The 20,209-nt window shown below is 69.9% G+C and carries 22 protein-coding genes; 12 read left to right on the forward strand and 10 right to left on the reverse strand.

The genetic code is table 11. The features are described from left to right. Positions 1 to 115 precede the first annotated feature (115 nt). Positions 116 to 748 carry a MerR family transcriptional regulator gene (locus tag ABGB18_RS11745; RefSeq protein ID WP_347695474.1) on the forward strand — a complete coding sequence of 211 codons (633 nt, stop codon included), beginning with the start codon at positions 116 to 118 and terminating at the stop codon, positions 746 to 748. Here ABGB18_RS11745 and ABGB18_RS11750 read toward each other — a convergent pair. Next, positions 718 to 954 carry an STAS domain-containing protein gene (locus ABGB18_RS11750; protein WP_347695475.1) on the reverse strand — a complete coding sequence of 79 codons (237 nt, stop codon included), beginning with the start codon at positions 952 to 954 and terminating at the stop codon, positions 718 to 720. The genes ABGB18_RS11745 and ABGB18_RS11750 overlap by 31 nt on opposite strands. 82 nt (positions 955 to 1,036) lie before the next feature. After that, positions 1,037 to 1,819 carry an STAS domain-containing protein gene (locus ABGB18_RS11755; RefSeq protein ID WP_347695476.1) on the reverse strand — a complete coding sequence of 261 codons (783 nt, stop codon included), beginning with the start codon at positions 1,817 to 1,819 and terminating at the stop codon, positions 1,037 to 1,039. Positions 1,820 to 2,049: 230 nt separating this feature from the next. Here ABGB18_RS11755 and ABGB18_RS11760 point away from each other — a divergent pair, with 230 nt between their 5' ends. After that, the gene (locus ABGB18_RS11760; protein ID WP_347695477.1) at positions 2,050 to 2,445 is read left to right on the forward strand and encodes a winged helix-turn-helix domain-containing protein; all 396 of its coding nucleotides are present in this window, start codon (positions 2,050 to 2,052) and stop codon (positions 2,443 to 2,445) included. On the opposite strand, the gene ABGB18_RS11765 is transcribed toward ABGB18_RS11760, so the two are convergent. Further along, the gene (locus ABGB18_RS11765) at positions 2,424 to 2,567 is read right to left on the reverse strand and encodes a hypothetical protein (RefSeq protein WP_347695478.1); all 144 of its coding nucleotides are present in this window, start codon (positions 2,565 to 2,567) and stop codon (positions 2,424 to 2,426) included. The genes ABGB18_RS11760 and ABGB18_RS11765 overlap by 22 nt on opposite strands. Before the next feature lie 168 nt (positions 2,568 to 2,735). Here ABGB18_RS11765 and ABGB18_RS11770 point away from each other — a divergent pair, with 168 nt between their 5' ends. Continuing rightward, positions 2,736 to 3,416, forward strand: a complete 681-nt coding sequence (locus ABGB18_RS11770) for an alpha/beta hydrolase (RefSeq protein ID WP_347695479.1) — start codon at positions 2,736 to 2,738, stop codon at positions 3,414 to 3,416. Positions 3,417 to 3,464: 48 nt separating this feature from the next. Here ABGB18_RS11770 and ABGB18_RS11775 read toward each other — a convergent pair whose 3' ends face one another. Beyond that, positions 3,465 to 4,781 carry an MFS transporter gene (locus ABGB18_RS11775; protein ID WP_347695480.1) on the reverse strand — a complete coding sequence of 439 codons (1,317 nt, stop codon included), beginning with the start codon at positions 4,779 to 4,781 and terminating at the stop codon, positions 3,465 to 3,467. A 197-nt stretch (positions 4,782 to 4,978) separates the two neighbouring features. Here ABGB18_RS11775 and ABGB18_RS11780 point away from each other — a divergent pair, with 197 nt between their 5' ends. The 3 genes from ABGB18_RS11780 to ABGB18_RS11790 all read left to right on the forward strand — a co-directional run bounded on the left by ABGB18_RS11780 (position 4,979) and on the right by ABGB18_RS11790 (position 8,911). Then, on the forward strand, positions 4,979 to 6,505 hold the full coding sequence (locus ABGB18_RS11780; protein WP_347695481.1) for a histidine kinase: 1,527 nt from the start codon (positions 4,979 to 4,981) through the stop codon (positions 6,503 to 6,505). Positions 6,506 to 6,526: 21 nt separating this feature from the next. Continuing rightward, positions 6,527 to 7,204, forward strand: coding sequence for a response regulator transcription factor (locus tag ABGB18_RS11785; protein ID WP_347695482.1), 678 nt, complete (start codon positions 6,527 to 6,529; stop codon positions 7,202 to 7,204). Between the two features lie 243 nt (positions 7,205 to 7,447). Next, the gene (locus ABGB18_RS11790; RefSeq protein ID WP_347695483.1) at positions 7,448 to 8,911 is read left to right on the forward strand and encodes an aldehyde dehydrogenase family protein; all 1,464 of its coding nucleotides are present in this window, start codon (positions 7,448 to 7,450) and stop codon (positions 8,909 to 8,911) included. A gap of 10 nt (positions 8,912 to 8,921) precedes the next feature. Here the strand turns inward: ABGB18_RS11790 and ABGB18_RS11795 are convergent, their stop codons facing one another. The 3 genes from ABGB18_RS11795 to ABGB18_RS11805 are packed head-to-tail and all read right to left on the reverse strand — an operon-like array spanning position 8,922 to position 11,767. Beyond that, positions 8,922 to 10,316: a hypothetical protein gene (locus ABGB18_RS11795; RefSeq protein ID WP_347695484.1), complete on the reverse strand. Its 1,395-nt coding sequence runs from the start codon at positions 10,314 to 10,316 to the stop codon at positions 8,922 to 8,924. Between the two features lie 27 nt (positions 10,317 to 10,343). Next, positions 10,344 to 11,048: a 4-carboxy-4-hydroxy-2-oxoadipate aldolase/oxaloacetate decarboxylase gene (locus ABGB18_RS11800; RefSeq protein ID WP_347695485.1), complete on the reverse strand. Its 705-nt coding sequence runs from the start codon at positions 11,046 to 11,048 to the stop codon at positions 10,344 to 10,346. After that, positions 11,045 to 11,767: a PIG-L deacetylase family protein gene (locus tag ABGB18_RS11805; protein WP_347695486.1), complete on the reverse strand. Its 723-nt coding sequence runs from the start codon at positions 11,765 to 11,767 to the stop codon at positions 11,045 to 11,047. The genes ABGB18_RS11800 and ABGB18_RS11805 overlap by 4 nt, the downstream gene beginning before the upstream one ends. Positions 11,768 to 11,954: 187 nt before the next feature. Here ABGB18_RS11805 and ABGB18_RS11810 point away from each other — a divergent pair, with 187 nt between their 5' ends. The 6 genes from ABGB18_RS11810 (at position 11,955) to ABGB18_RS11835 (ending at position 15,794) form a co-directional block, all read left to right on the forward strand. After that, positions 11,955 to 12,845: a methylenetetrahydrofolate reductase gene (locus ABGB18_RS11810; protein WP_347695487.1), complete on the forward strand. Its 891-nt coding sequence runs from the start codon at positions 11,955 to 11,957 to the stop codon at positions 12,843 to 12,845. 1 nt (position 12,846) lies between these two features. Beyond that, positions 12,847 to 13,191, forward strand: a complete 345-nt coding sequence (locus ABGB18_RS11815; protein ID WP_347695488.1) for a hypothetical protein — start codon at positions 12,847 to 12,849, stop codon at positions 13,189 to 13,191. Then, entirely contained in the window at positions 13,184 to 14,035 is an 852-nt protein-coding gene (locus tag ABGB18_RS11820; protein ID WP_347695489.1) for a class III extradiol dioxygenase subunit beta, read from the forward strand. Before ABGB18_RS11815 ends, ABGB18_RS11820 begins: the two co-directional genes overlap by 8 nt. Next, a complete protein-coding gene (locus tag ABGB18_RS11825) occupies positions 14,032 to 14,736 on the forward strand; it encodes an alpha/beta fold hydrolase (RefSeq protein ID WP_347695490.1) in 705 nt (234 codons plus the stop codon). The genes ABGB18_RS11820 and ABGB18_RS11825 overlap by 4 nt, the downstream gene beginning before the upstream one ends. 11 nt (positions 14,737 to 14,747) lie before the next feature. Further along, the gene (locus tag ABGB18_RS11830) at positions 14,748 to 15,029 is read left to right on the forward strand and encodes a muconolactone Delta-isomerase family protein (protein WP_347695491.1); all 282 of its coding nucleotides are present in this window, start codon (positions 14,748 to 14,750) and stop codon (positions 15,027 to 15,029) included. A 126-nt stretch (positions 15,030 to 15,155) separates the two neighbouring features. Further along, a complete protein-coding gene (locus ABGB18_RS11835) occupies positions 15,156 to 15,794 on the forward strand; it encodes a DNA alkylation repair protein (RefSeq protein WP_347695829.1) in 639 nt (212 codons plus the stop codon). 41 nt (positions 15,795 to 15,835) lie between these two features. Here ABGB18_RS11835 and ABGB18_RS11840 read toward each other — a convergent pair whose 3' ends face one another. The 3 genes from ABGB18_RS11840 to ABGB18_RS11850 form a co-directional block, all read right to left on the reverse strand. Continuing rightward, positions 15,836 to 16,831, reverse strand: coding sequence for a sigma-70 family RNA polymerase sigma factor (locus tag ABGB18_RS11840; RefSeq protein WP_347695492.1), 996 nt, complete (start codon positions 16,829 to 16,831; stop codon positions 15,836 to 15,838). 13 nt (positions 16,832 to 16,844) lie between these two features. Beyond that, positions 16,845 to 17,579 (reverse strand): SDR family oxidoreductase, encoded by a 735-nt coding sequence (locus tag ABGB18_RS11845; protein WP_347695493.1) that lies wholly within the window; start codon positions 17,577 to 17,579, stop codon positions 16,845 to 16,847. A 291-nt stretch (positions 17,580 to 17,870) separates the two neighbouring features. Then, a complete protein-coding gene (locus tag ABGB18_RS11850; protein WP_347695494.1) occupies positions 17,871 to 20,183 on the reverse strand; it encodes a peptidase M6 in 2,313 nt (770 codons plus the stop codon). Positions 20,184 to 20,209: the final 26 nt, after the last annotated feature.

The raw sequence follows: 20,209 nt of genomic DNA on the forward strand, positions 1-20,209 counted from the left end.
CGACGGCATTCGGTTCCGCTGAAATGTGGAGAAGCGTGTCGGCAAGGGGCTGGACAGCCAACTGTCACCGATACTATCGATAGCTTTACTATCAATACAAGAGAGAAGGCTTCGCATGCGGATCGGGGAGCTGAGCGAGCGCTCGGGCGTGGCCATCCCGACGATCAAGTTCTACGTACGGGAAGGGCTCGTGCCGAGCGGCCTGCGTACCAAGGCGAACCAGGCCGACTACGGCGAGTCCCACCTTCGCCGCCTCCGGCTGGTGCGAGCCCTGCTGGAGGTGGGCCAGTTGTCGGTGGCGACCGCCAAGCGGGTCATCGCCGTGCTCGACGACCCCGGCGAGTCCGCGCTCCGGAGCATGGGCAAGGCCGCGTACGCGCTGGGCGGCGCGTTCCCGGCCCCGACGCCCGCGGGGGCGGACGTCGTTGCTCCGGACGCCGCGACCAGGGTCGACGACCTCATCGAACGCCACGGCTGGGCGGTCGGGCCCGGCAACCCGGCCCGCGCCCAACTGGCCGCGGCCGTCGCGGCGGCCGAGGCGCTCGGCCTGGGTGACGCGCTCGGCCTGCTCGACCGCTATGCGGAGGCGGCCTACGCCATCGCCGAAGTCGACGTCGAGCTCGCCCTGTCACCCGCGACGCTGGAGGAGTCGGCCGAGCGCATGCTGGTCTGGACAGTGGTCGGCGACCGTGCCATGAGCGCCCTGCGCAGACTCGCTCAGGAAGCGGTCGCCGTGAAGCGGATGTGAGCGGACCCGGCCGTCCCGCCCGTCAGGCCGCTGCTGTCCATGAAACTCACGTCGGTCATGTCGGAGACCAGGTGGTCGGCCGGTGCCTGGCGGGCCTCGCCGATGAAGTGGTGCAGTCGCGGGGCACCGGCGAGGTCGACCTCTCCAGACAACGTGATCACGGTCACGCCGGTGAGGTGCCGGTGGTGCATACGCGGCGGAGACATCAAATCCCTTTGATCGATAACCCGAAGGCGGAAGACGGTTGGCGGGGACTACCCCACGGCGACCGGTCAAGACGCGCGTCGGCTAGGCGGGGGCAGCGGATGAGGTGTCATCGCTGGACCGTACGGCGGAGATCGCCTGCTCCACGTCATGGTGAATGGTCATCCCGCGCCACGCGCCGGTGATCTCCAGGATCCGGGCGGGCCGTGGCTGGAGTGCGGCCAGGTGCACGCCGGCGTCGTGCTCCCCGGCCAGGGGGGCGGCGGCCAGCAGCGCGCCCACGCCGGAGAGGTCCAGGAAGGCCAGCCGGCTCATGTCGAAGATCAGATGCTCGTCCGGACGCCGGCGCGCCTTCTCGATGAAGGCCCGCAACTGCTCGCAGGTGGTGGCGTCCACCTCGCCTGCGATGGTGATCACCGTGGCCCGCTCCAGATGGCGGCAGGCCAGGCTCACGGTCTTCATGGAGTTCCCGCGAACTTCGGCATGGTCACTCGCTTCAGCATGGTCACTCGCTTCAGCGTGGCCACTCGCTTCGGCGTGGTCGCCCAGCGCCGCGAGGGCCCGCGCCAGGCCGGCATGGATGTTCAGGACCGGCCACATACCGGTGATCCGCAGCAACCGGGCGGGCAGGCCGTGCACCGCCATCAGGTGCAGAGGCCCGGCCGCATGGAGGCGGAGCAGCGCGTTCATGCCGTGACTGTCCATGAAGGTCAGCCCGTGCAGATCGAGCAGCACCGGCACGCCGGGGCGCCGGCCGTGCTCCACAAAGGACTCGAGCCAGTCCGCGTTGGTGGCGTCCAACTCGCCGACCACCGTGACCACTGTCCCGCCGGGCAACCGACGGCAATCCAGGCTCAGCGGAGTCATTGAGGCTCCACCTCGGTCAGCCGCTCGGCAATGGCTGTAGAACGGTGATAGACATAGCCCTTCCTTCGATCTTGCCCACCTGAGGAGGCGATGGCGTAGCCGCCCGTCACCAGAAACAGTAAACCTGAAAGACATTACCCGAAAGACATTTCGTCATATAATCATGCAAGAGGTCTCGTCCGCCCGGCTTGCGCCCAGCCGGCGCGGAGAAGGCGAAGAGAGCCGTAACCATGTCCGATGACTCCCCATCCGCTGCGTCCACCTGGACCTTTCTCACCCACCATGCGCGGGTTCTGATAGAGATCGCGCGCGACCCCGAAGTCCGGCTGCGTGACATCGCCGCGAGCATCGGCATCACCGAACGCACCGCACAGAACATCGTGCGCGACCTGTACGAGGCCGGCTACCTGACCCGCGACCGAGTCGGACGCCGCAACCGCTACAGCCTCAACCTCGACCAGCAGTTCCGCTACCGCACAGAGGCCGGCGTGCCCATCAGCCTGCTGACCGACATCTTCACCCGGCGCGAGCTGCCGCTCCAGGACGACCATGCCGGCGAAGCCCTCGCTCAATACGCCGGCCAGGCGGGGCGAAGCGATGGCGGTCAGATGAGCGGCTCCGGCTGATCGGCGGCGCCCCGGGCCGCCCCGGCCATCCGGCTCTCGGCGATCACCGCGTGCACGGCGACGGCCAGCGGCACGCCGAACACGCCCGAGGCGGGCCCCGGAACGACCGCAAGGGAGAACAACTCCGGGCAACGCCGCCAGCCCCGCGAGCAGCGCCGCCCGGCGAGTGCCCGCGCCGCTTTCCGTGGAATTCTGCATGTTGTTCTGCATGGTCCGGCGCTCTGCCCGGGACTTGAATGGGGGCGCGTCGGACAGGCAATCGGGCCTGTCCATCCAGGTCAGGAGTGCCCATGACGACCATCGACAACATCGTGCTCGTGCACGGTGGCTTCGTGGACGGATCCGGCTGGCAGGGTGTCTACGACGAGCTCTCCAGGGACGGCTTCCGGATTCGGATCGTGCAGAACCCGACGCTGTCGCTCCAGGGCGACGTCACAGCGACCCGCCAGGTCCTCGACTCGCTCGACGGACCGGCCGTCCTCGTCGGCCACTCCTACGGTGGGGCCGTCATCAGCGAGGCCGGCACCCATTCCAACGTCGCGGCGCTGGCGTACATCGCGGCGTTCGCCCCCGACAAGGGCGAGTCGGTCAACACGCTCATCGCCGACCCGCCGCCCGGGGCGCCGGTGCCGCCCATCCTGCCCCCGCGCGACGGCTTCCTGCTCCTCGACCGCGACAAGTTCCACGGGGCGTTCGCCGCCGACCTGCCCGCGGAGTCGGCCGCGTTCATGGCCGACGCGCAGGTCCCCTGGGGCGTCGACGCGCTCGGCGGCGCGGTCACCGAACCGGCCTGGCGGCACAAGCCGAGCTGGTATCTCGTCGCGACCGAGGACCGCATGATCCCGCCGCGGGCGCAGCGCGTCATGGCCGAGCGCGCGGGATCGACCGTCGTCGAGGCCGTCGGCAGCCACGCCGTCCACGTCTCCCAGCCGGCCGTGGTCGCCGACCTCATCCGCCAGGCCGCCGCCTGACAGCGGCCCCGCACCCGGCCGAACCGGCCGCTGAGCGCCCCGGCCGCTTCAGCCGGTCGAGGGCGTCGGCGCGGCGGTGCTCGCCTCCTCCGGTGCGGCGGTGTTCCGGATGCCGAACAGGGACAACAGGCTGATCAGGCACAGTCCGGCCACGTACAGGGCGATCGCGGTCGAGGACTTGTAGGACTCGAAGAGGGCGGTCGCCACGATGGGCGTGAGCGCGCCACCGATCATGCCTCCGAGCTGGTACGCGATGGAGATGCCGCTGTAGCGGTAGCGCACGTCGAAGATCTCGGTGAACAGGCCCCCCTGCGCACCGGCCATCAGGCCCTGCACGATCGCGGCCACGATGAACGCCACCAGTGCCGCACCCGAGTTGCCCGTGTTGACCAGGGCGAACATCGGCAACGGCCAGATCACGGCGGTCACCGCACCCAGGATGTACATCCGCTTGGCACCGAAGCGGTCCGACAGCGCGGCCGAGACGAGGATCGTGCCGATCCACACCACGGTTGAGGCCAGGATCAGCGTGAGCAAGGTGCTGCGCTCGAAGCCCACCACGGTGGTGCCGTACGTGAGCATGTAGACGATCACGGTGTAGCCCACCGCGGGTGCCGCGATCGAGGCCAGGCTCGCCATCGCCAGGTTGCGCGGCTGCCGCCGGGCCAGCTCGGTGAAGGGCACCCTGCTGGTGGCCCGCTGCTCCTTGACACGCTCGAACTCCGGCGCGTCCTGCAGCCGGCTGCGGACCACGATGCCGAGGATCACCAGCAGCACGCTGAGCAGGAAGGGGATGCGCCAGCCGTAGGACAGGAAGGCGTCGTCGGACAGGCCGGAGACGGCGAGGAAGGCCAGGTTGGAGGTGAGCACCCCGATCGGCACGCCGAACTGGGCGAAACTGCCGTAGACGGCGCGGCGGCGCGGCGAGGCGTGCTCGGTGGCGATCAGGATGGCGCCGCCCCACTCGCCGCCCACGCCGAAGCCCTGCACGATGCGCAGGACGACCAGCAGCAGCGGTGCCCCGATGCCGATGGCCGCGTAGGTGGGCAGCACGCCGATCAGGAACGTCGCCCCGCCGGTCAGCACCAGGGTGAGGATCAGCATCGACTTGCGGCCGATCCGGTCGCCGAAGTGACCGATGATCGCCGCGCCGAGCGGGCGGGCGACGAACCCGACCGCGAAGGTGGCGAAGGCCGCGAGCGTGCCCGCCGCGCTGGAGGCCTGCGGGAAGAAGAGAGCGCCGAACGCCAGCGCCGCGGCGGTGCCGAAGATGTAGTAGTCGTACCACTCGATCGACGTGCCGACGAAGCTCGCCGTGAAGAGGCTCTTGGTCGATGGTTGCCTGGTGGACGCGGGGGAAGCCACGGGGTGCTCCTCGAACAGGCGGAGAGGGGTGAGTGCCTGTGTGATGAAGATCTCACAGGTGGACTAAAAAGTAGACTCGCTGCCCCGGTCGGTCGTCAGTCTTCTGCGGTGGCCCGCCTACGTCATATGTCGTACTTCGCGAGGCACGGAACGGGCGGCGGGTTGGCGCGGCGGAGGGCCGGGGCGATGATGAGGGTGTGCCCCAAGGCTTGGACCCGTCCATCCACACCGGCCCGACCGACTCGACCCACATCATGCGGGCGCTCGTCGAGGTGTCGAGCGACGGCCTGGCCCTGCTGGACGTGGCAGGCCGCTTCGTCATGGTCAACGACGCGGCCACGCAGGTGCTCGGCCTGCCCGCCGCCGACCTGATCGGGCGGCCCGCCCCGTTCGTCACCACCCCGGAGTGGAACGGCCCGTCCGCACGCCACACCGGCGCGTGGCCGGCCCCGGACGGACACCGTTGCGACCTCGAATACCGCATCTCGCCGGTGGGCGACGACGGGTACGCGGTGTGGTTCAGCGACGTGACGGAGGCACGTCGCCAGCAGGAGCGGCTGGCGGCCATCACCCGGGCGGCCTCGCGTGTCGCCGGCTCCTGCTCCCTGCGCGCGACCCTCGACGCGGTCGCTCACGAGATCGTGCTGACCACCAACATCGCGGCCGTCCAGATCCTGGCCGTGGACGATCCCGCGGACGAGCTGCGGATGCTGGGGATGGCGGGTTTCGGCGAGGCCCCCGACTTCATCCAGCGCCTGAGTGCCTGCCGGCGGCGAGGCGCCGTCGTGCTCTTCCTGAAGGCCATCCAGACCAGGAAGCCGGTCGTGGTCCGGCACCGCAAGCCCGTCATCATGGCGGATCCGCGCTGGGCGCCGCTTCACGAGATCATGGATCGCCCGGACTGGGACGACTTCGTGTCGTTACCCATGATCGTGCGGGACCGCATCGTCGGTGTGATCAACACCTACTACGTCCCGGGCGAAGACCCCTGCTCGGATTCGCTGGCCTTTCTGGAGGCCATGGCCGATCACGCCGCGGTCGCCACCGACACCGCCTCCCTTCTCTCCCAGACCCGCTCCCAGGCGCGGGAGCAGGAGCGCCGCCGGCTCGCCCGCGAGCTGCACGACTCCGCGGTCCAGCAACTGTTCTCCATGCGCATGCAGGCCAAGGCGCTGCGCGCCGAGCTCGACCGCGCCGGCGCCGATCCGGCCGCGGTCTGCAACGCCGCGGAGGAGATCGCCCAGCTCTCCGAGAGCGCGCTGACCGACCTCCGCAGGCTCGTGTTCGAGCTGCGCCCCCTGGACCTCGGCGCGCAGTCGCTGGTCGACGCCGTCCGCGCGCACGCGGAGAGCGTCGAGACGCGCACCGGCATCGCCGTACGCGTGCGGGTCCCGTCCGACCTCGATCCGGACGCCGGCATCGACCTTCAGGAGGACGTCTACCGCATCGTCCAGGAGGCGCTGCACAACGTGGTGAAGCATGCCCGGGCGGCCTCGGTGGACATCCGCTTCGCCAGGGCCGACGAGGGCGGCCTGGTCGTCGAGATCTCGGACGACGGGTGCGGACTCTACGTGGCACCCGGCGCGGCGGCAGCGGCCCCGCAGGACAAGCTCGGGCTCGTGTCGATGCGCGAACGTGCCGAGCGCTGGGGCGGGCGGCTGGCCGCCGGCCCCCGGAAGACCGGCGGCTGGACCGTCACGGTCGCGCTACCGTCGGCGAGATAGGGCGGCGGGAAAGGAACGGCGATGAGCAACGGCACGACCCTGCCAGAGGTCATCCGCGTCATGGTGGTCGACGACCACGCGATCGTACGGCGCGGCCTGCTCGCCTATATCTCGACAATTCCGACATTCAATATGATCGGGGAGGCCGCCAGCGGCGAACAGGCCATCGCCCTGCTGAACGAGTGGCACACTCTCGGCCGGCCGCTGCCCCACGTCGTTCTGATGGACCTGCAGATGCCCGGCATGGGAGGGATCGCGGCCACCGAGGCGATCACCAGAACACATCCTGACGTCAAGGTCGTGGCGCTGACCAGCTTCGGCGAGGCCGAGCGGGTGCACGCCGCGCTCGCCGCCGACGCGGCCGGCTATCTCCTCAAGGACGCCGACCCCGAAGAGGTGGCCATGGCCATCCGCGCGGCGGTGACCGGCGGGGTGCATCTGAACCCGACCATCGCCCGCCGGCTCACCCGGCGGATGACGGCCCCGACCGGCGGCCTCACCTCGCTGACGGTCCGGGAACGGGAGATCCTCATCCTGATCGCCGAGGGCCGATCCAACCGGGACATCGCCGGCCGGCTGACCATCAGCGAGCGCACGGCCCGTACGCACGTCAGCAACGTGCTCGCCAAGCTCCAGTTGACCTCCCGGACCCAGGCCGCACTCCTGGCCATCCGCGAAGGGCTCGTCCCTCCGGGCTGACCCACCTCCGCGGGCGGTGCCGTACGTCATTTGTCGCGGCCCACCGTGCGGAATCGACAGGGCCCGGGTCGTCATTGTCGCGACGACGCGCCCCGCCGGGAGCTGTAGCGTCCTGGCAGAACGTCCGGACCTTCGATGCCGCGGCCTTTATGGCACCGGCTTCCACGACGCGACGCGACGGAAGGGAGGGAGCGACCTGGGCACCCTCCGAGCCGGAGACGCGGTGTCCGCGCCGCGAACTCGATGACTGCTGACACGATGTCCCCCGGCGACCCGGCAACCGGTCTCGTCATCAACGGCGAGACCCTCACCACCGCGGAAAGCATCCCGGTCCACGACCCCAGCCGTCCGGACACCGTCGTGGGCTGGACGGCGGCGGCCACCCCCGAGGACTGTGAACGCGCCGTCGCCGCCGCCCAGCGGGCCTTCACCGGCTGGTCCGCCAGGTCCGCGACCGAGCGGGCCGAACTGGTGCTCGCGGCCTTCGAACCGCTCGCCGAATCGGCCGCCGCCCGCGCCGAGCTCCTCACCAGGGAGAACGGCAAATGCCTACAGGAGTCTCAGATCGACCTGGCCGTCTTCGAGGTGCGCTCCCGCTCGGCCGCCGCGCTGGCGAAGGACTTCGCACCGGTGACCACGCTCGCCGCCCCGCCCTTCGCCACCCGGATCCACCGGGTTCCGGCCGGCGTGGTCACCCTCATCGTGCCGTTCAACTGGCCGCTGGCCATCCTCGGGGCGAGCCTGCCGTACGCGCTCATCGCCGGGAACACGGCCGTGGTGAAGCCGCCGCCCACCGCGCCGCTCGCGATGGCGGAGACCCTGCGGGTGATGGCGCGGGAGCTGCCGCCGGGCGTGCTGAACGTCATCACCGGCACCAATGACGCCGTCCAGCCGCTCCTGACCGATCCGCGCGTGCAACACGTCGTGTTCACCGGCAGCACCGCCGGGGGCCGCGCCGTCATGTCTCTGGCGTCCCGGTCGCTGGCCAGGGTCACGCTGGAGCTCGGCGGCAACGACCCGGCGCTCCTGCTCGACGACATCCGGCTGGACGAGGGCATGGTCGGGGCCCTCGCCGGGGCGGCCTTCATGACCACCGGTCAGGTGTGCATGGCGGTCAAACGCGTCTACGTCCCCCGCTCACGATACTCGGAGCTGGTCGAGGCCCTGGGCGTCACGCTGGACGGCCACCGCGTGGGCGGCGGCCTCGATCCCTCGACCACGATGGGCCCCCTGAACACGGCACGGCAACGCGACCTCGTCCGGCACCTGCTGGAGCAGGCGCGGGCGAAGGGAGCGGAGGTGCGGGAGTACGGCAGCGTGGACGAGGACGCGGTCGCCGGCGGCGGCCACTATCTCCGCCCGGCGCTGGTCCTCGATCCGGCCGAGGACCTGCGGGTGGTCACGGAGGAGCAGTTCGGCCCGGCCCTGCCGATCCTCCCCTACGACGACCTGGACGCGCTCGTGGAGCGGCTGAACACCGAGTGGTCGGGGCTGTGCTCCTCGGTCTGGTCGCCCGACCTCGACCGTGCCGCGGCCGTCGCCGCGCGGTTGCGTACCGGGACGACCTGGATCAACCAGGCCAACGCGTCCGCCTGCGACGACCGGGCACCGTTCGGCGGCTTCCGGCAGAGCGGGGTGGGCCGGGAGATGGGGCAGGACGGGCTGCTGGAGTTCACCGAACCGCACGTGGTCACCGCTCCGGCCTGATCCGGCCCCTTCAGGTGGTGCGCCAGCCCGGCTTGTAGTGCTCCCTGGCCATCACCGAATAGGGGGCGGGGCTCACGACGGCGCGCACGGCGAACTGCTCGTGCGGCTGCACGGTCGGCTTCCGGCTGCCGCCGTCCGGCTCACCCCAGATGACGCGGACCTCGGCGCCGAGCGGGACGCCCGGATCGACGGTGGCCAGGGACAGGGCCCTGCGCTCGTTGGCGCTGTAGCCGGTGAACATCGACAGGCCGACGAGGTTGCCGTCGGCGTCGGTCACGGAGTCGTAGTTGGACGATCCGTAGTTGGCGTTGGGCAGGTCGAAGAACTGGTAGTCCGGGCCGTCCGGATCGACCGGGCCGGCCAGGAGCCTGGCCACGTCCTCGGCGTTCCAGGCCAGGGTGACCTTGCGCCGCTGGGTCTCCGGGGTGACGGCCGCCAGCGCGTCGCGCCCGACGAAGTCGTGGTCGAACTTGACGAACGAGCCGTAGCCCAGGTTCCACGGGTTGACGTAGTAGTCCTCGATCCTGTCGGAGACGAAGCTGCCGGCCAGCGCGTTGGTCGCCTCGTAGCTGTCGGCGCCGAGCCATTCACGGTACGGCCGGAGCTCCTCGCCGGTGTAGACCGCGGGGAGCGGTGACGGGATCCAGCCGGATTCGAGGGTGTTGCAGGAGTAGGCCCGCGAGCCACAGGGCTCCAGCCCGAACTCGCGGCCCGCCTCCAGGATGGCGTCCCGCACCTTGTCATAGGTCTCGTACGGCCCCCACAGCTCCAGCCCCGGCGCGCCCGCCATGCCGTGCCGCAGGGTGCGGACCCGCTCGCCGGCGACGTTCAGGTGGGACAGGCGGAAGAAGCGCAACTGCTCCACCGGGCCGCCGTTGACCTTCTCGATGATCTCCCACGCGCGGGGCCCCTGGATCTGGAAACGCCACAGATCGCGGGTCACCTGCTTGCCGTAGGGCCGCGACGGTGAGCGGGCGTCCAGCCGGAGCTCGACCTCGTACCCCTGGCCGGCCCGGAACGTCAGCCAGTTGGCGACCGGGGCGCGCCCGACGAAGATGAACTCCTCCTCCGCCTCCCGGAAGAGGATCCCGTCACCGATGACGCCTCCCTCGGGGGAGACGGGGACGAACTGTTTGGCCGAGTCCACCGGGAAATTCGCGACGCTGTTGATGCCGGTGTCCGAAATGAGCCGCAGGGCGCCCGGGCCATTGATGAACAGATTCACCATGTGGTGTGACTGGTCGTACAGCACCGCCGTCTCGTTCCACGCGATGACTTCCCGGCGGAAGTTGGTGAACTCGTACGGGACGACCGGGTAGATGTAGGCCCCGAGCTGGGAGTTCCGCAGCAGCTCCACCGTGTCGCCGGCCTGGTCGAGGAGTTCCTGGAGGTTTTTCGCGCTCATGTTCTGCCCGTTTCTCGTGTGACGCTGTCAGCGTGGCCGGCGGTCGTTCTCCTCGGCGCTCACGTATTCCACGCCGAGTTCGGCGAGTTTGGCGCGCAGGCCGTAGTGGTCGAGTCCGAGCCGGCCGTTTCTGAACGCCTCCCGCGAGGCCGACTCCTTGTCCACGCGGGCCTGCGCGGCCTCGATCGCGGGCGCGACGTCCTGACGGGGCACGACCATGACGCCGTCGTCGTCGGCCAGGATCGCGTCACCGGCCCGGATCAGTTGCCCGCCGACCGTGATCGGCACGTTGACCGCGCCCGCCGTCGCCTTGACCGTGCCCTGCGCGCTGACGGCCGCCGACCACACGGGGAAGCCCATGGTGTGCAGTTCGGCGACGTCGCGTACGCCGGTGGAGGTGACCAGCCCGCGCACCCCGCGCACCCGCAGGGCGGTGGCCAGCAGCTCTCCGAACAGCCCGTCACGGCATGGGGAGGTGGTGGTGACGACGACGACGTCGCCGGGCCGGCACTGCTCGACCGCGGCGTGGATCATCAGGTTGTCGCCGGGCCAGCACAGGACCGTGACGGCGGTTCCGCCGACGCGCGATCCCGGGTGGACGGGGCGCAGCTCCGGACCGAGGTAACCGACGCGCCCGAGGGCCTCGTGCACGGTGGCAACTCCGTATTCGGCCAGCTTGGTGACGTGGTCGAGGTCGGCGCGCGGCGGGTCGGTGACGATGACGTTCTTCATGACAGGGTGCTCGTGACCTGCGGGTAAAGTCGCATGTAGGCCTCTCCCATGGTGGTGTGCGGCAGTCCGAGGTTCGGGCCGGCGTTGCGCTTGAGCTGCACCCCGCGGCGCCGGGCCAGGTCGGTGTAGTAGTCCCACATGTGCTGCTGGGCCGGCAGGCACTCCATCGCCTTGCGCTTGGTGTCGAACACGGGGGTGATGTCCAGCAGCACGTCGGGCTTGAAGTCGCACTGCTCGGGCTGGTGCGGCTCGAAGAAGAACACCGGCGGCGCCCCGAGCGGCTCGCCTGGCGCGTCGTACCCCACGGCCTGCGCCAGCACCCGCGCCTGCAGCGCCATCCGGGCGGCCGCCGGGTGGTCCTGGTTGTAGGGGTCCGCCAGCGGGTGGGTCAGCACCACGGACGGGTTGACCTCGCGATAGACGTGCACGATCCGGTCCACCAGCGCCGGGCTCTCCAGCAGCGGATAGTCCCCCGCGTCGAAGAACTCGATCTCCGCTCCCAGCGCCTCGGCCGCGGCGGCCGCCTCCACCCGCCGGAGCTCCTTGATCTCCTCCAGCGTCCCGCCCTCGCGCCAGGCCCGCGCCGACTCGCCCCGCTCGCCGAACGTCAGGCACAGCACCTTGGCCCGGTCGCCGCGTGCGGTGGCCAGCGCGATCGCCCCTGCTGCCCGCCACACGAAGTCCCCCGCGTGGGCACTGATCACCAGCAACGAACCCATCCGGCATCTCCTTCGAAGTCGTCGGCCGCCACCTAGGACGGTAGGAGCCACAGCGTCTCCGAAGTCAGGTCCCGAAGACCGGTCTGATCTACGTCATTACCGCCGCCGGTATCTCGGTCATTTGTCGCATTCAGCCCTGCCTCTATGCCCGACGAAATTCACCGGGCCCTTCGCTCTACTGGTTCAGGTGAGCTTCGAAATCCGCGGTCTCGGTAAGGAGGGCGACGCGAATCTCGCCGATCTGCTGCGCGGGACCAGCTACGAGGTGATGCCGTTCAGGAACGCCGAGCAGGACGTGCTGGAGCACGTGCCGGACACCGTTCCGCTGACCGTCACGGTCACCGCGGCGAAGGGCCTCGGCCCGACGCTGGAGCTCACCGAGCGCCTGGTACGGCACGGCTACGCCGTCGCTCCGCACCTGCCCGCGCGCCAGTTCCTGGACAAGGAGCACGTCGCCGACGTCGTGGCCCGGCTGCGCGAGGCGCGGGTGCGGTCGGTGTTCGTGGTCGGCGGTGACGTGCCGAGGCCCGCCGGAGCGTTCGAGGACGCGTACTCGCTGCTGCGGGCCATGGAGGAGGCTCACCACCCTTTCGCGGAGGTCGGCATCGCCGGGTACCCCGAGGGGCACCCGGCGATCGCGCGGGAGGCCCTGGAGGTGGCGCTGAAGCGGAAGGCGCCGATGGCGACCCGCATCATCACCCAGTTGTGCTTCGACGCCGGCACGACGGCGGGCTGGGCCGCCGCCATCGCCGGCGCGGGTGTCGGCCTCCCGGTCCACGTCGGGATACCGGGGCCGGTGAACCGGCAGAAGCTGATGCGGATCTCGGCGACCATCGGCCTGGGCCAGTCCGCGCGGTTCCTGCGTAAGCAGCGGGGCCTGCTGTGGCGCCTGCTGCTTCCGAGCGGTTACGACCCGACGAGCCTGGCCCGGCGGCTGAGCGTCGCCGCGCCGAAGACCAGCGGCAACATCCGCGGGCTGCACATCTTCACGTTCAGCGAACTGCGTAAGGCCGAGCTCTGGCGGCGGCGGCTGCTGGACTCGGTCGCCGAGGGCGAGCAGCGCCACCGAAGGGGATGACATGGGCAAGGCGCAGGACAATTACCTGCACGACCTGGCGGCGAGCAGGCGGGGTTACGCGATCAACCGCCTGTGCGGGTCGTTGAAGAACGCCGAGAACCGGCGCAGGTTCAGCCAGGACGAGGCCGCCTACTGCGACGCCCACGGCCTTTCGCCGGAGCAGAGGAAGGCGATCCTGGACCGCGACTGGGTCGCGATGCTGGACCTGGGTGGGTCCATTTTCTACACGTTCAAGCTCGCGGTGCTGGACGACAGGTCGATGCAGTATCTCGGCGGGGTGTTCACCGAGATGTCGGCCGAGGAGTTCGCGGCCGTCATGCGGTCGGGAGGGCGGAGATTTGGCTGAGATCATCTGGGGCCTGGCGACCTCGCACGTGCCGTCCATCGGCGCCGCGATGGACCACCGGAAGACCGCCGATCCCTACTGGAAGCCGCTGTTCGACGGCTACGAGCCGGCGCGTGCCTGGATGGCCGCGCACCGGCCGGACGTGGCGGTGATCGTCTACAACGACCACGCGAACGCGGTCGGCATGGACCTGGTGCCCACGTTCGGGATCGGGACCGCCGAGTTCTATGAGGTGGCCGACGAGGGGTGGGGCCGCAGGCCGGTGCCGCGGGTGACGGGGGCACCGGAGCTGAGCGCGTACCTTGTGGGTGAGCTCGTGGACGACGAGTTCGACATCGCGACCTTTCACCGGCTCGACGTCGACCACGGCCTGACCGTGCCGCTGTCGGTCTACTGCCCGGATCCCGGCGCGGCGTGGCCGTGCGCGGTGGTGCCGATCCTGGTCAACGTGATCCAGTATCCGCAGCCGACGGCGGCCCGCTGCCATGCGCTGGGGAAGGCGCTCGGCCGGGCGATCCGGTCGTTCCCGCAGGATCTGAAGGTCGCGGTCTTCGGCACCGGCGGCATGTCGCACCAGCTCGCCGGCGCGCGGGCCGGGCTCATCAACCCCGAGTTCGACCGCATGTTCCTCCAGGCGATCGAGTCCGAGCCGGAGAAACTGGCCGCGCTCACCCGTGAGGACTACATCCGGGAAGCCGGGACCGAGGGTATCGAGCTGATCATGTGGCTCGTCATGCGCGGCGCGCTGAGCGACAGGGTCGCGCGCGTCCACGACACCTATCACGTGCCCGCCTCCAACACGGCCGCGGCGCTCGCTCTGTTCGAAGACCTGGGAGAGTCATGAGCACGTTCGTCCTGGTGCACGGCGCGTGGCACGGCGGCTGGGCCTGGCGGCGGGTGATCCCGTCGCTGCTCCAGGCCGGCCACGAGGTCCACGCCCCGACCCTGACCGGCCTGAGCGACCGCGCCCATCTCCTCAGCCCGTCGGTCGGGCTGTCCACTCATGTCCAGGACGTGGTGGCGCTGATCGAGGCGTACGACCTCCACGATGTCACGCTGGTGGGTCACAGCTACGCCGGTCAGGTGGTCACCGGAGTCGCCGACCGCGTCCCGGACCGGCTGGCCAGGCGCGTCTACCTGGACGCTTTCGTGGGCGCCGACGGGGACGCCGCGATCGACCTGCTTCCGGAGAAGGTGGCCGGGCACTACCGGGAATCGGTCGCCGGTCCTGGTTTCGGCTGGCTCATCCCCGTACGTTCGCTGCACGTGCTGGGCGTGACGGAGCGGGCGGACCTGGATTGGCTGGAGCCGCGCCTCACCCCGCACCCGTGGCTCACGTACACGGAGCCCCTGCGGGTCCGGGGCTCCGGCCGGGTGCCGGCGGCGTTCGTCGAGTGCACCGACTGGATGCGGGTGTTCCAGCCACACGCCGAGCGGGCAGCGGCGCTCGGCTGGCCGGTACACCATCTCGCCACCGGTCACGAAGCGATGGTCACCGCCCCCAAGGAACTCGCCGAGCTGCTGCTCGCCGTCAACGCGTCCTGAGAGGAAGACCGATGGAGTTCCTGGTACGCACGGAGAACCTGCTGCCGCCCGACACCCCGGACCACACCCGCGAGCACCTGCGCAAGGCCGAGCGGGAGCGCGCCATGGAGCTGCGGGAAGCGGGGATCCTCAAACGGCTGTGGCGGGTCCCCGGGCGCAACGCCACCATCGGCCTCTACGAGGCTGAGGACCCCACGGCGCTGCACGAGGCGCTGATCTCGCTGCCGATGTGGAAATGGATGGACGTGTCCGTCGAGCCCCTGGCCACGCACCCGCAGGAGCCGCACCGGTAGTCGTGGTGGCCGCCGCCGAACCGGCGGCCACGACGGGAGGCCGAATTCCGTCGTAGGCTGCTCGCACGTCATGAACTGGAGGCTGAGGTGGCCGAGACGACCCTGACCGACACGGTGGCCGAGGTGATGGCCGAGCTGGCCGCGCTCGAGGACCCGAGGACCCGCCAGGTCAACGAGAAACACGGTGACGATCACGGTGTGAACCTCAGCAAGCTGCGCGCGCTCGCGAAGCGGCTGAAGACGCGGCAGGAGCTCGCGGGCCGGCTCTGGGAGACGGATGACACCGCGGCGAGACTGCTGGCGCTCCTGATCTGCCGCCCGAAGGCGTTCGGGCGAGACGAGTTGGACGTGATGGTGCGGGAGACGCGCGCCCCCAAGGTGCACGACTGGCTCGTGAACTACGTGGTGAAGAAGAACCCGCACTCCGAAGAGCTACGCAGAGCCTGGCTGGCCGATCCGGACCCGGTGGTCGCGAGCGCCGGCTGGGCGCTGACCACCGAACGCGTGGCGAAGCAGCCCGAGGACCTCGACCTTCCAGGGCTGCTCGACGTCATCGAGGCGGAGATGAAGGACGCCCCGTACCGGCTGCAGTGGGCGATGAACAACTGCCTGGCCCAGATCGGGATCGAGCACGCCGAGCACCGCGCCCGGGCGATCGGCATCGGTGAGCGCCTGGAGGTGCTCAAGGACTACCCGACTTCCCCGGGCTGCACGTCTCCGTTCGCGCCCACCTGGATCAACGAGATGGTGCGCCGGCAAGCGTAGGAAGGCTCACGCTCGCGCCGCTCATCCCTCCCGCCGGGCGCTCAGGAGGTGAGTACGGGCGCGAGGGTGAACGTCGGCACCAGGCTTGGGTCGTTGAATGCCGTGATGCGCGCGATCCGGGCCCCGATCAGCGTCAGGACCTGGACGCCGTGCCCCTCGTACCGGCCGTCGCCAAGGCGCAGATAGGTGACGACGGCGGGCTGGCCGTTGGCGCCGGTGGGCACCAGCCGGAATCGGTCCCTGCGCAGCACCCGGTCGGCCAGGAACCCGGCGACGGCCCGCCGACCGGTGAACCAGACCTCGTTCGGCGGCATCTCCAGCTCGACATCGGCCCGCAGCAGGTTGACCAGCGCGCCGGAGTCGGCCCGGGTGAACGCGTCGACATAATCGTCGAGGAGGGTCCGGCGGGTTTCCTCGTCCGGCTCGGCCAGGTCGTCCTCCACCGGTCCTGCCTCGGCCAGGCGGACCCGGGCGCGGCGGAGCGCGCTGTCGACGGCCGCGGTCGTCGTGTCCAGCATCTCGGCGACCTCGGCCGTACGGAACTCCAGCACATCACGCAACGTCAGCACGGCCCGCTGCCGGGCGGGCAGGAGCTGGAGCGCGGCGATGAAGGCGAGCCGCACCCCCGTTCTCCCGGCCACGATCGCCGCCGGGTCACCGGCCCTGAACAGCGCGTCGGGCGCAGGTTGGAGCCATGCCACCGACGGCTCACGGGAGACGAAGGCCACCCGGTGATCGTCCGAAGGGGCGCCCAGTCCCGACGGAAGCGGCCGCCGCGAGCGGGTCTCCAGCGCCGTCAGGCAGGCCATGGTGGCGATCTTGTACAGCCATCGGCGCACCGAGGACCGGCCCTCGAACCGGCCGTACGCCCGCCACGCCCGCAGGTACGTCTCCTGCACCAGGTCCTCGGCGTCATGGATCGAGCCGAGGATCCGGTAGCAGTGCGCGAGCAGTTCCGGCCGGAACTGCTCGGCCAGGGCGGCGAACTCGGTGTCCGACGGCATCGCGGCTCCTCCCGGAGATGCTGTGTGATCCACTGTTGGCGGCGGCTCAGCCGACCGGGCGCGATCCGGCGCCTCCGACCATGTACTCCGGAGCGCTTTCTGGGTTCCCGGCGATTTCCACGACGGCCTCGGCGACCTGCTCGGGGGTGAGGAGCGGCCTCATGCCTTCGACGAAGGCGTCCCGATCGACGCCCTGGCGTGCGGCGTAGCCCGTCACCCCCACCGTACCGACACCTCCCAACGGGGTCAGCTGGGGAAGCAGCGTACGGAACCGGATGTCCAGCCCGGCCCGCTCCGACTCCTCGGCCGCGTAACCGCGCAGGTATCTGATGGCCGCCTTCGCGCTGGCGTATCCGCCGCTGAGCGGGGACCCGCCCAGGACGGCGCCGCTGGACATCGTGACGACCACGCTGCCGGGCGCCAGCGGCTCCCGCAGCGCCGCCCGGGTCCAGGTGAAGACGTGCCGGGTGTCGGTGTGCCAGTTGCGGCTGAAGGTCTCCCAGGTCTGCTCGTGCAGCGGTGCCATGTGGGGCGCCGCCCCGGCGTTGAGGACGAGCAGGTCAGGTCGGTGCTCGCGGATCACCTGCTGCGCGAGCGCCTCGTCGGTGGCATCGGCGGCGACGGCGGTGAAGCCCTCGCCCAGTTCGTCGCGTACGGCGCGCAACTCCTGCTCGTCCCGGGCGATACCCACGACGCCGGCACCCGTGGCGACAAGTGCGGCGGCGATCGCGCGCCCGAAGCCACGACTGGCCCCGGTGACGACAGCGGTTTTGAAGGACATCAGAGCCTCCGGAGTGGTGGTCGGGTTCTGTTCCGCATCCAGACCAGCCGCCGTGTTGAAATCCGTCGCCGCATCGGAAATCCATGATGTGATGTGCGTCACCGAGGAGCCGGTCACACCTTCCGGACCGGGGCGGGACCCCCCTGGTGTGCATGATGTCGCCGTTGAGCCGCAGCCATATGATCAGGACCATCGGCGCCGCGCACACCGCTCAACCTGCGGAAACAGGGTAGAGCGAAGCTCGCCCCTGCCCACGTGTGCCGGGCCGGGGCGAGTGGAGGGGTCACCGGGTCAGTGGTCGGTGTCCTTGGTCTTCACCTTGCAGGTGGAGGTGGCCGTCTTCCCCTGGTCGCTCACCGAGGTCGCGGTCAGCTTGATCGTGGCGGAGTGGGCGCTACCCGGCGTACGGGTCACGTAGACCGGGACGTCGACCGACCCGCCGAACGCGGCCGTGGTCAGGTTGTTGGGCAGTTGGGCCGACCAGCCCGAGCCCGACGCCGAAGCCGACAGCCGGTAGACGTCGTTGCGCAGTTGGGCCCGCTCGTCCTGCGGATGCAGCGCCGGGTCGGTGGCCGCGTCCTTGCCGGTGTTGGTCAACTGGAAGGAGCAGTTGGTGGCGTTTTCGGGGGCCTTGCCGCCTACCCTCCCCTTGTCCAGCGCCACGCCGCGCCGCTGCGGCCCGGCGCCCGCCGGGTTCTGCACACCGAGGACGTAGTGCAGGAACCCCTTGGCGTCCTCGTACTTGTCGACGATGTAGAAGTGCAGGCCGTTCGCGGCGTCGACGTACTCGTTCTTCGATCCCGAGTTCGTGCCGGCGTGGAACAGGGCGTCGTTGAGCTGCCGGTAGTCGCCGATGGTGCGCATCACCTTGGTGCCGTCAGGCCGCTCGTAGTCGAGCTGGTCGATGTCTTCCGGATGCGCGTCCACGACCCACGTGAAGCAGTTGTAGCCGCAGGTCGAGCCCTCCTTGCCGTCCTGTCCGGGCTCGTAGGGCTTGTTCTTGGCGATCAGTACGCCGTTGTCCGGCTGGAACGAGCCGTACCCGATCCGCTGCACCGTCTCAAGCGTGTAGTTGCTCCACCCGCCGGACGGGCCGCCGCCGTCGCACAGCGGGTTGGTGTTGACGTCACAGGCCGGCGAACGGTCGGCCGGTGCGTTGCCGTCCAGCAGCACCTGCAGCCCCGCCCGGGAGCCCTTCGGCGGCGGGCTGGTGTTCACGGCCCTGGCGATCACGTCCACGACGGCGAGGCCGGACTTGGCCAGCCCGTCACGGTTGAGCCGCGCCACCGAGGCATAGGGGACGAAGCCCATTCCGATCTTGTTCCGCAGGGTCTGCTCGGCTCCCATCGAGGCGCCCTGCTGCGCGGGGACCTGCCAGCGGTTGTGCGGACCGCCCGGCCCGTTGAACGAGCCACGGTCCAGCATGTCCCACGGGCCCGAACCCGCCCGGTGGTACGGCTGCGCGTACGGATTGTTGTTGTTGTCACCGATGCTGAAGAAGAAGTGGCTCAGCTCGTGCGTGATCGTGCCGGAGCTCTCACCCTGCCGGACCGTCGCCTGGCCCCACAACTGCGAGCCGGCGAGCCAGGAGGTCCAGGGGACGTACCGGCTGCGTACGGTGGTGGGCTGGTCCGGGTTCGGGTTGCCCCAGGTCTCGCGCGGCACGTCCGCCGGCGAGTTGAACGTCATCTCGCCGAACTCCTGCCACACCGAGGTCTCGTCGTAACCGGCGTAGATCCGCAGGACGACGTCGTAGCCGCAGTTGCCGGTGCAGTCCGCGTCCTCGTGCCAGAGCTTGTCGGCGTCGGTCTCCAGCCTGGTCCCGGCACAGTTGTTGATGCCGGCCCCGTCGGTGACCGTGACCGTCCCGTCAAGGGTGAGATGGGTGCTGTCCGGAATGCCGGTGACGACCCTGCGTCCGGACGGGGACACCCCCGCGATCGTGATGACGTCGCCGACCTTGAGGAACTCGGTCGACGCCACCGCGATGGTGGTCACGTCGGCCTGGCTCCCGGTCACCGTGGTCTGGCTGGGGCAGCCCTGCTGCTGCTCCTGGCCGATGTCGTTGAGGCCGTACTGGAAGGAGTCCTTCGGCAGTTCGTACGGCCCGTAGGCGGTGATCGAGGGGACGCCGATCTTTCCGCCGCTCTGCTCCATCCAGTACCCGTTGATGGTCTGGAAGTTGTTCACCGGGCTCGGCTTGTTGAAGAAGTCGGCGTAGAACCGCGGGACCTCATCCCGGGTGATGGGGTCGATCTGCGGGTTACCGAAGGGGTCGGACTTCTTCGGCTTGGTGATCACGAACGGCTGGTTGGGGAAGTCCACGGCCACGAGTGCCACCCGCAGCGCGCGATCGGTGGGGATCGCGCCGTTGGTTGCCCAGCTCACTCCGGGGATCGGCTTGTAGTCCTGCCAGGTCATGTCCTGCTGGTCCTGTACGCGCTGCGGGTCGATGGGCCGCATCGCGGGAGGCTCGAACGCCATGGTGTCGGCCTGGCCGGCCTGCGTCATGTTCAGCGATACGCCGAGCAGCAGGGCACCGAACACCGCCAGGGTCCTGATCGACAATCGTTGGGGTAAACGGCGGCCACGGTTCAAGATCACAACAAACACCTTCCTCGACGAACGTG

It is taken from the genome of Nonomuraea sp. B12E4 (genome assembly GCF_039871825.1).
In the GTDB taxonomy this organism is placed as follows: domain Bacteria; phylum Actinomycetota; class Actinomycetes; order Streptosporangiales; family Streptosporangiaceae; genus Nonomuraea.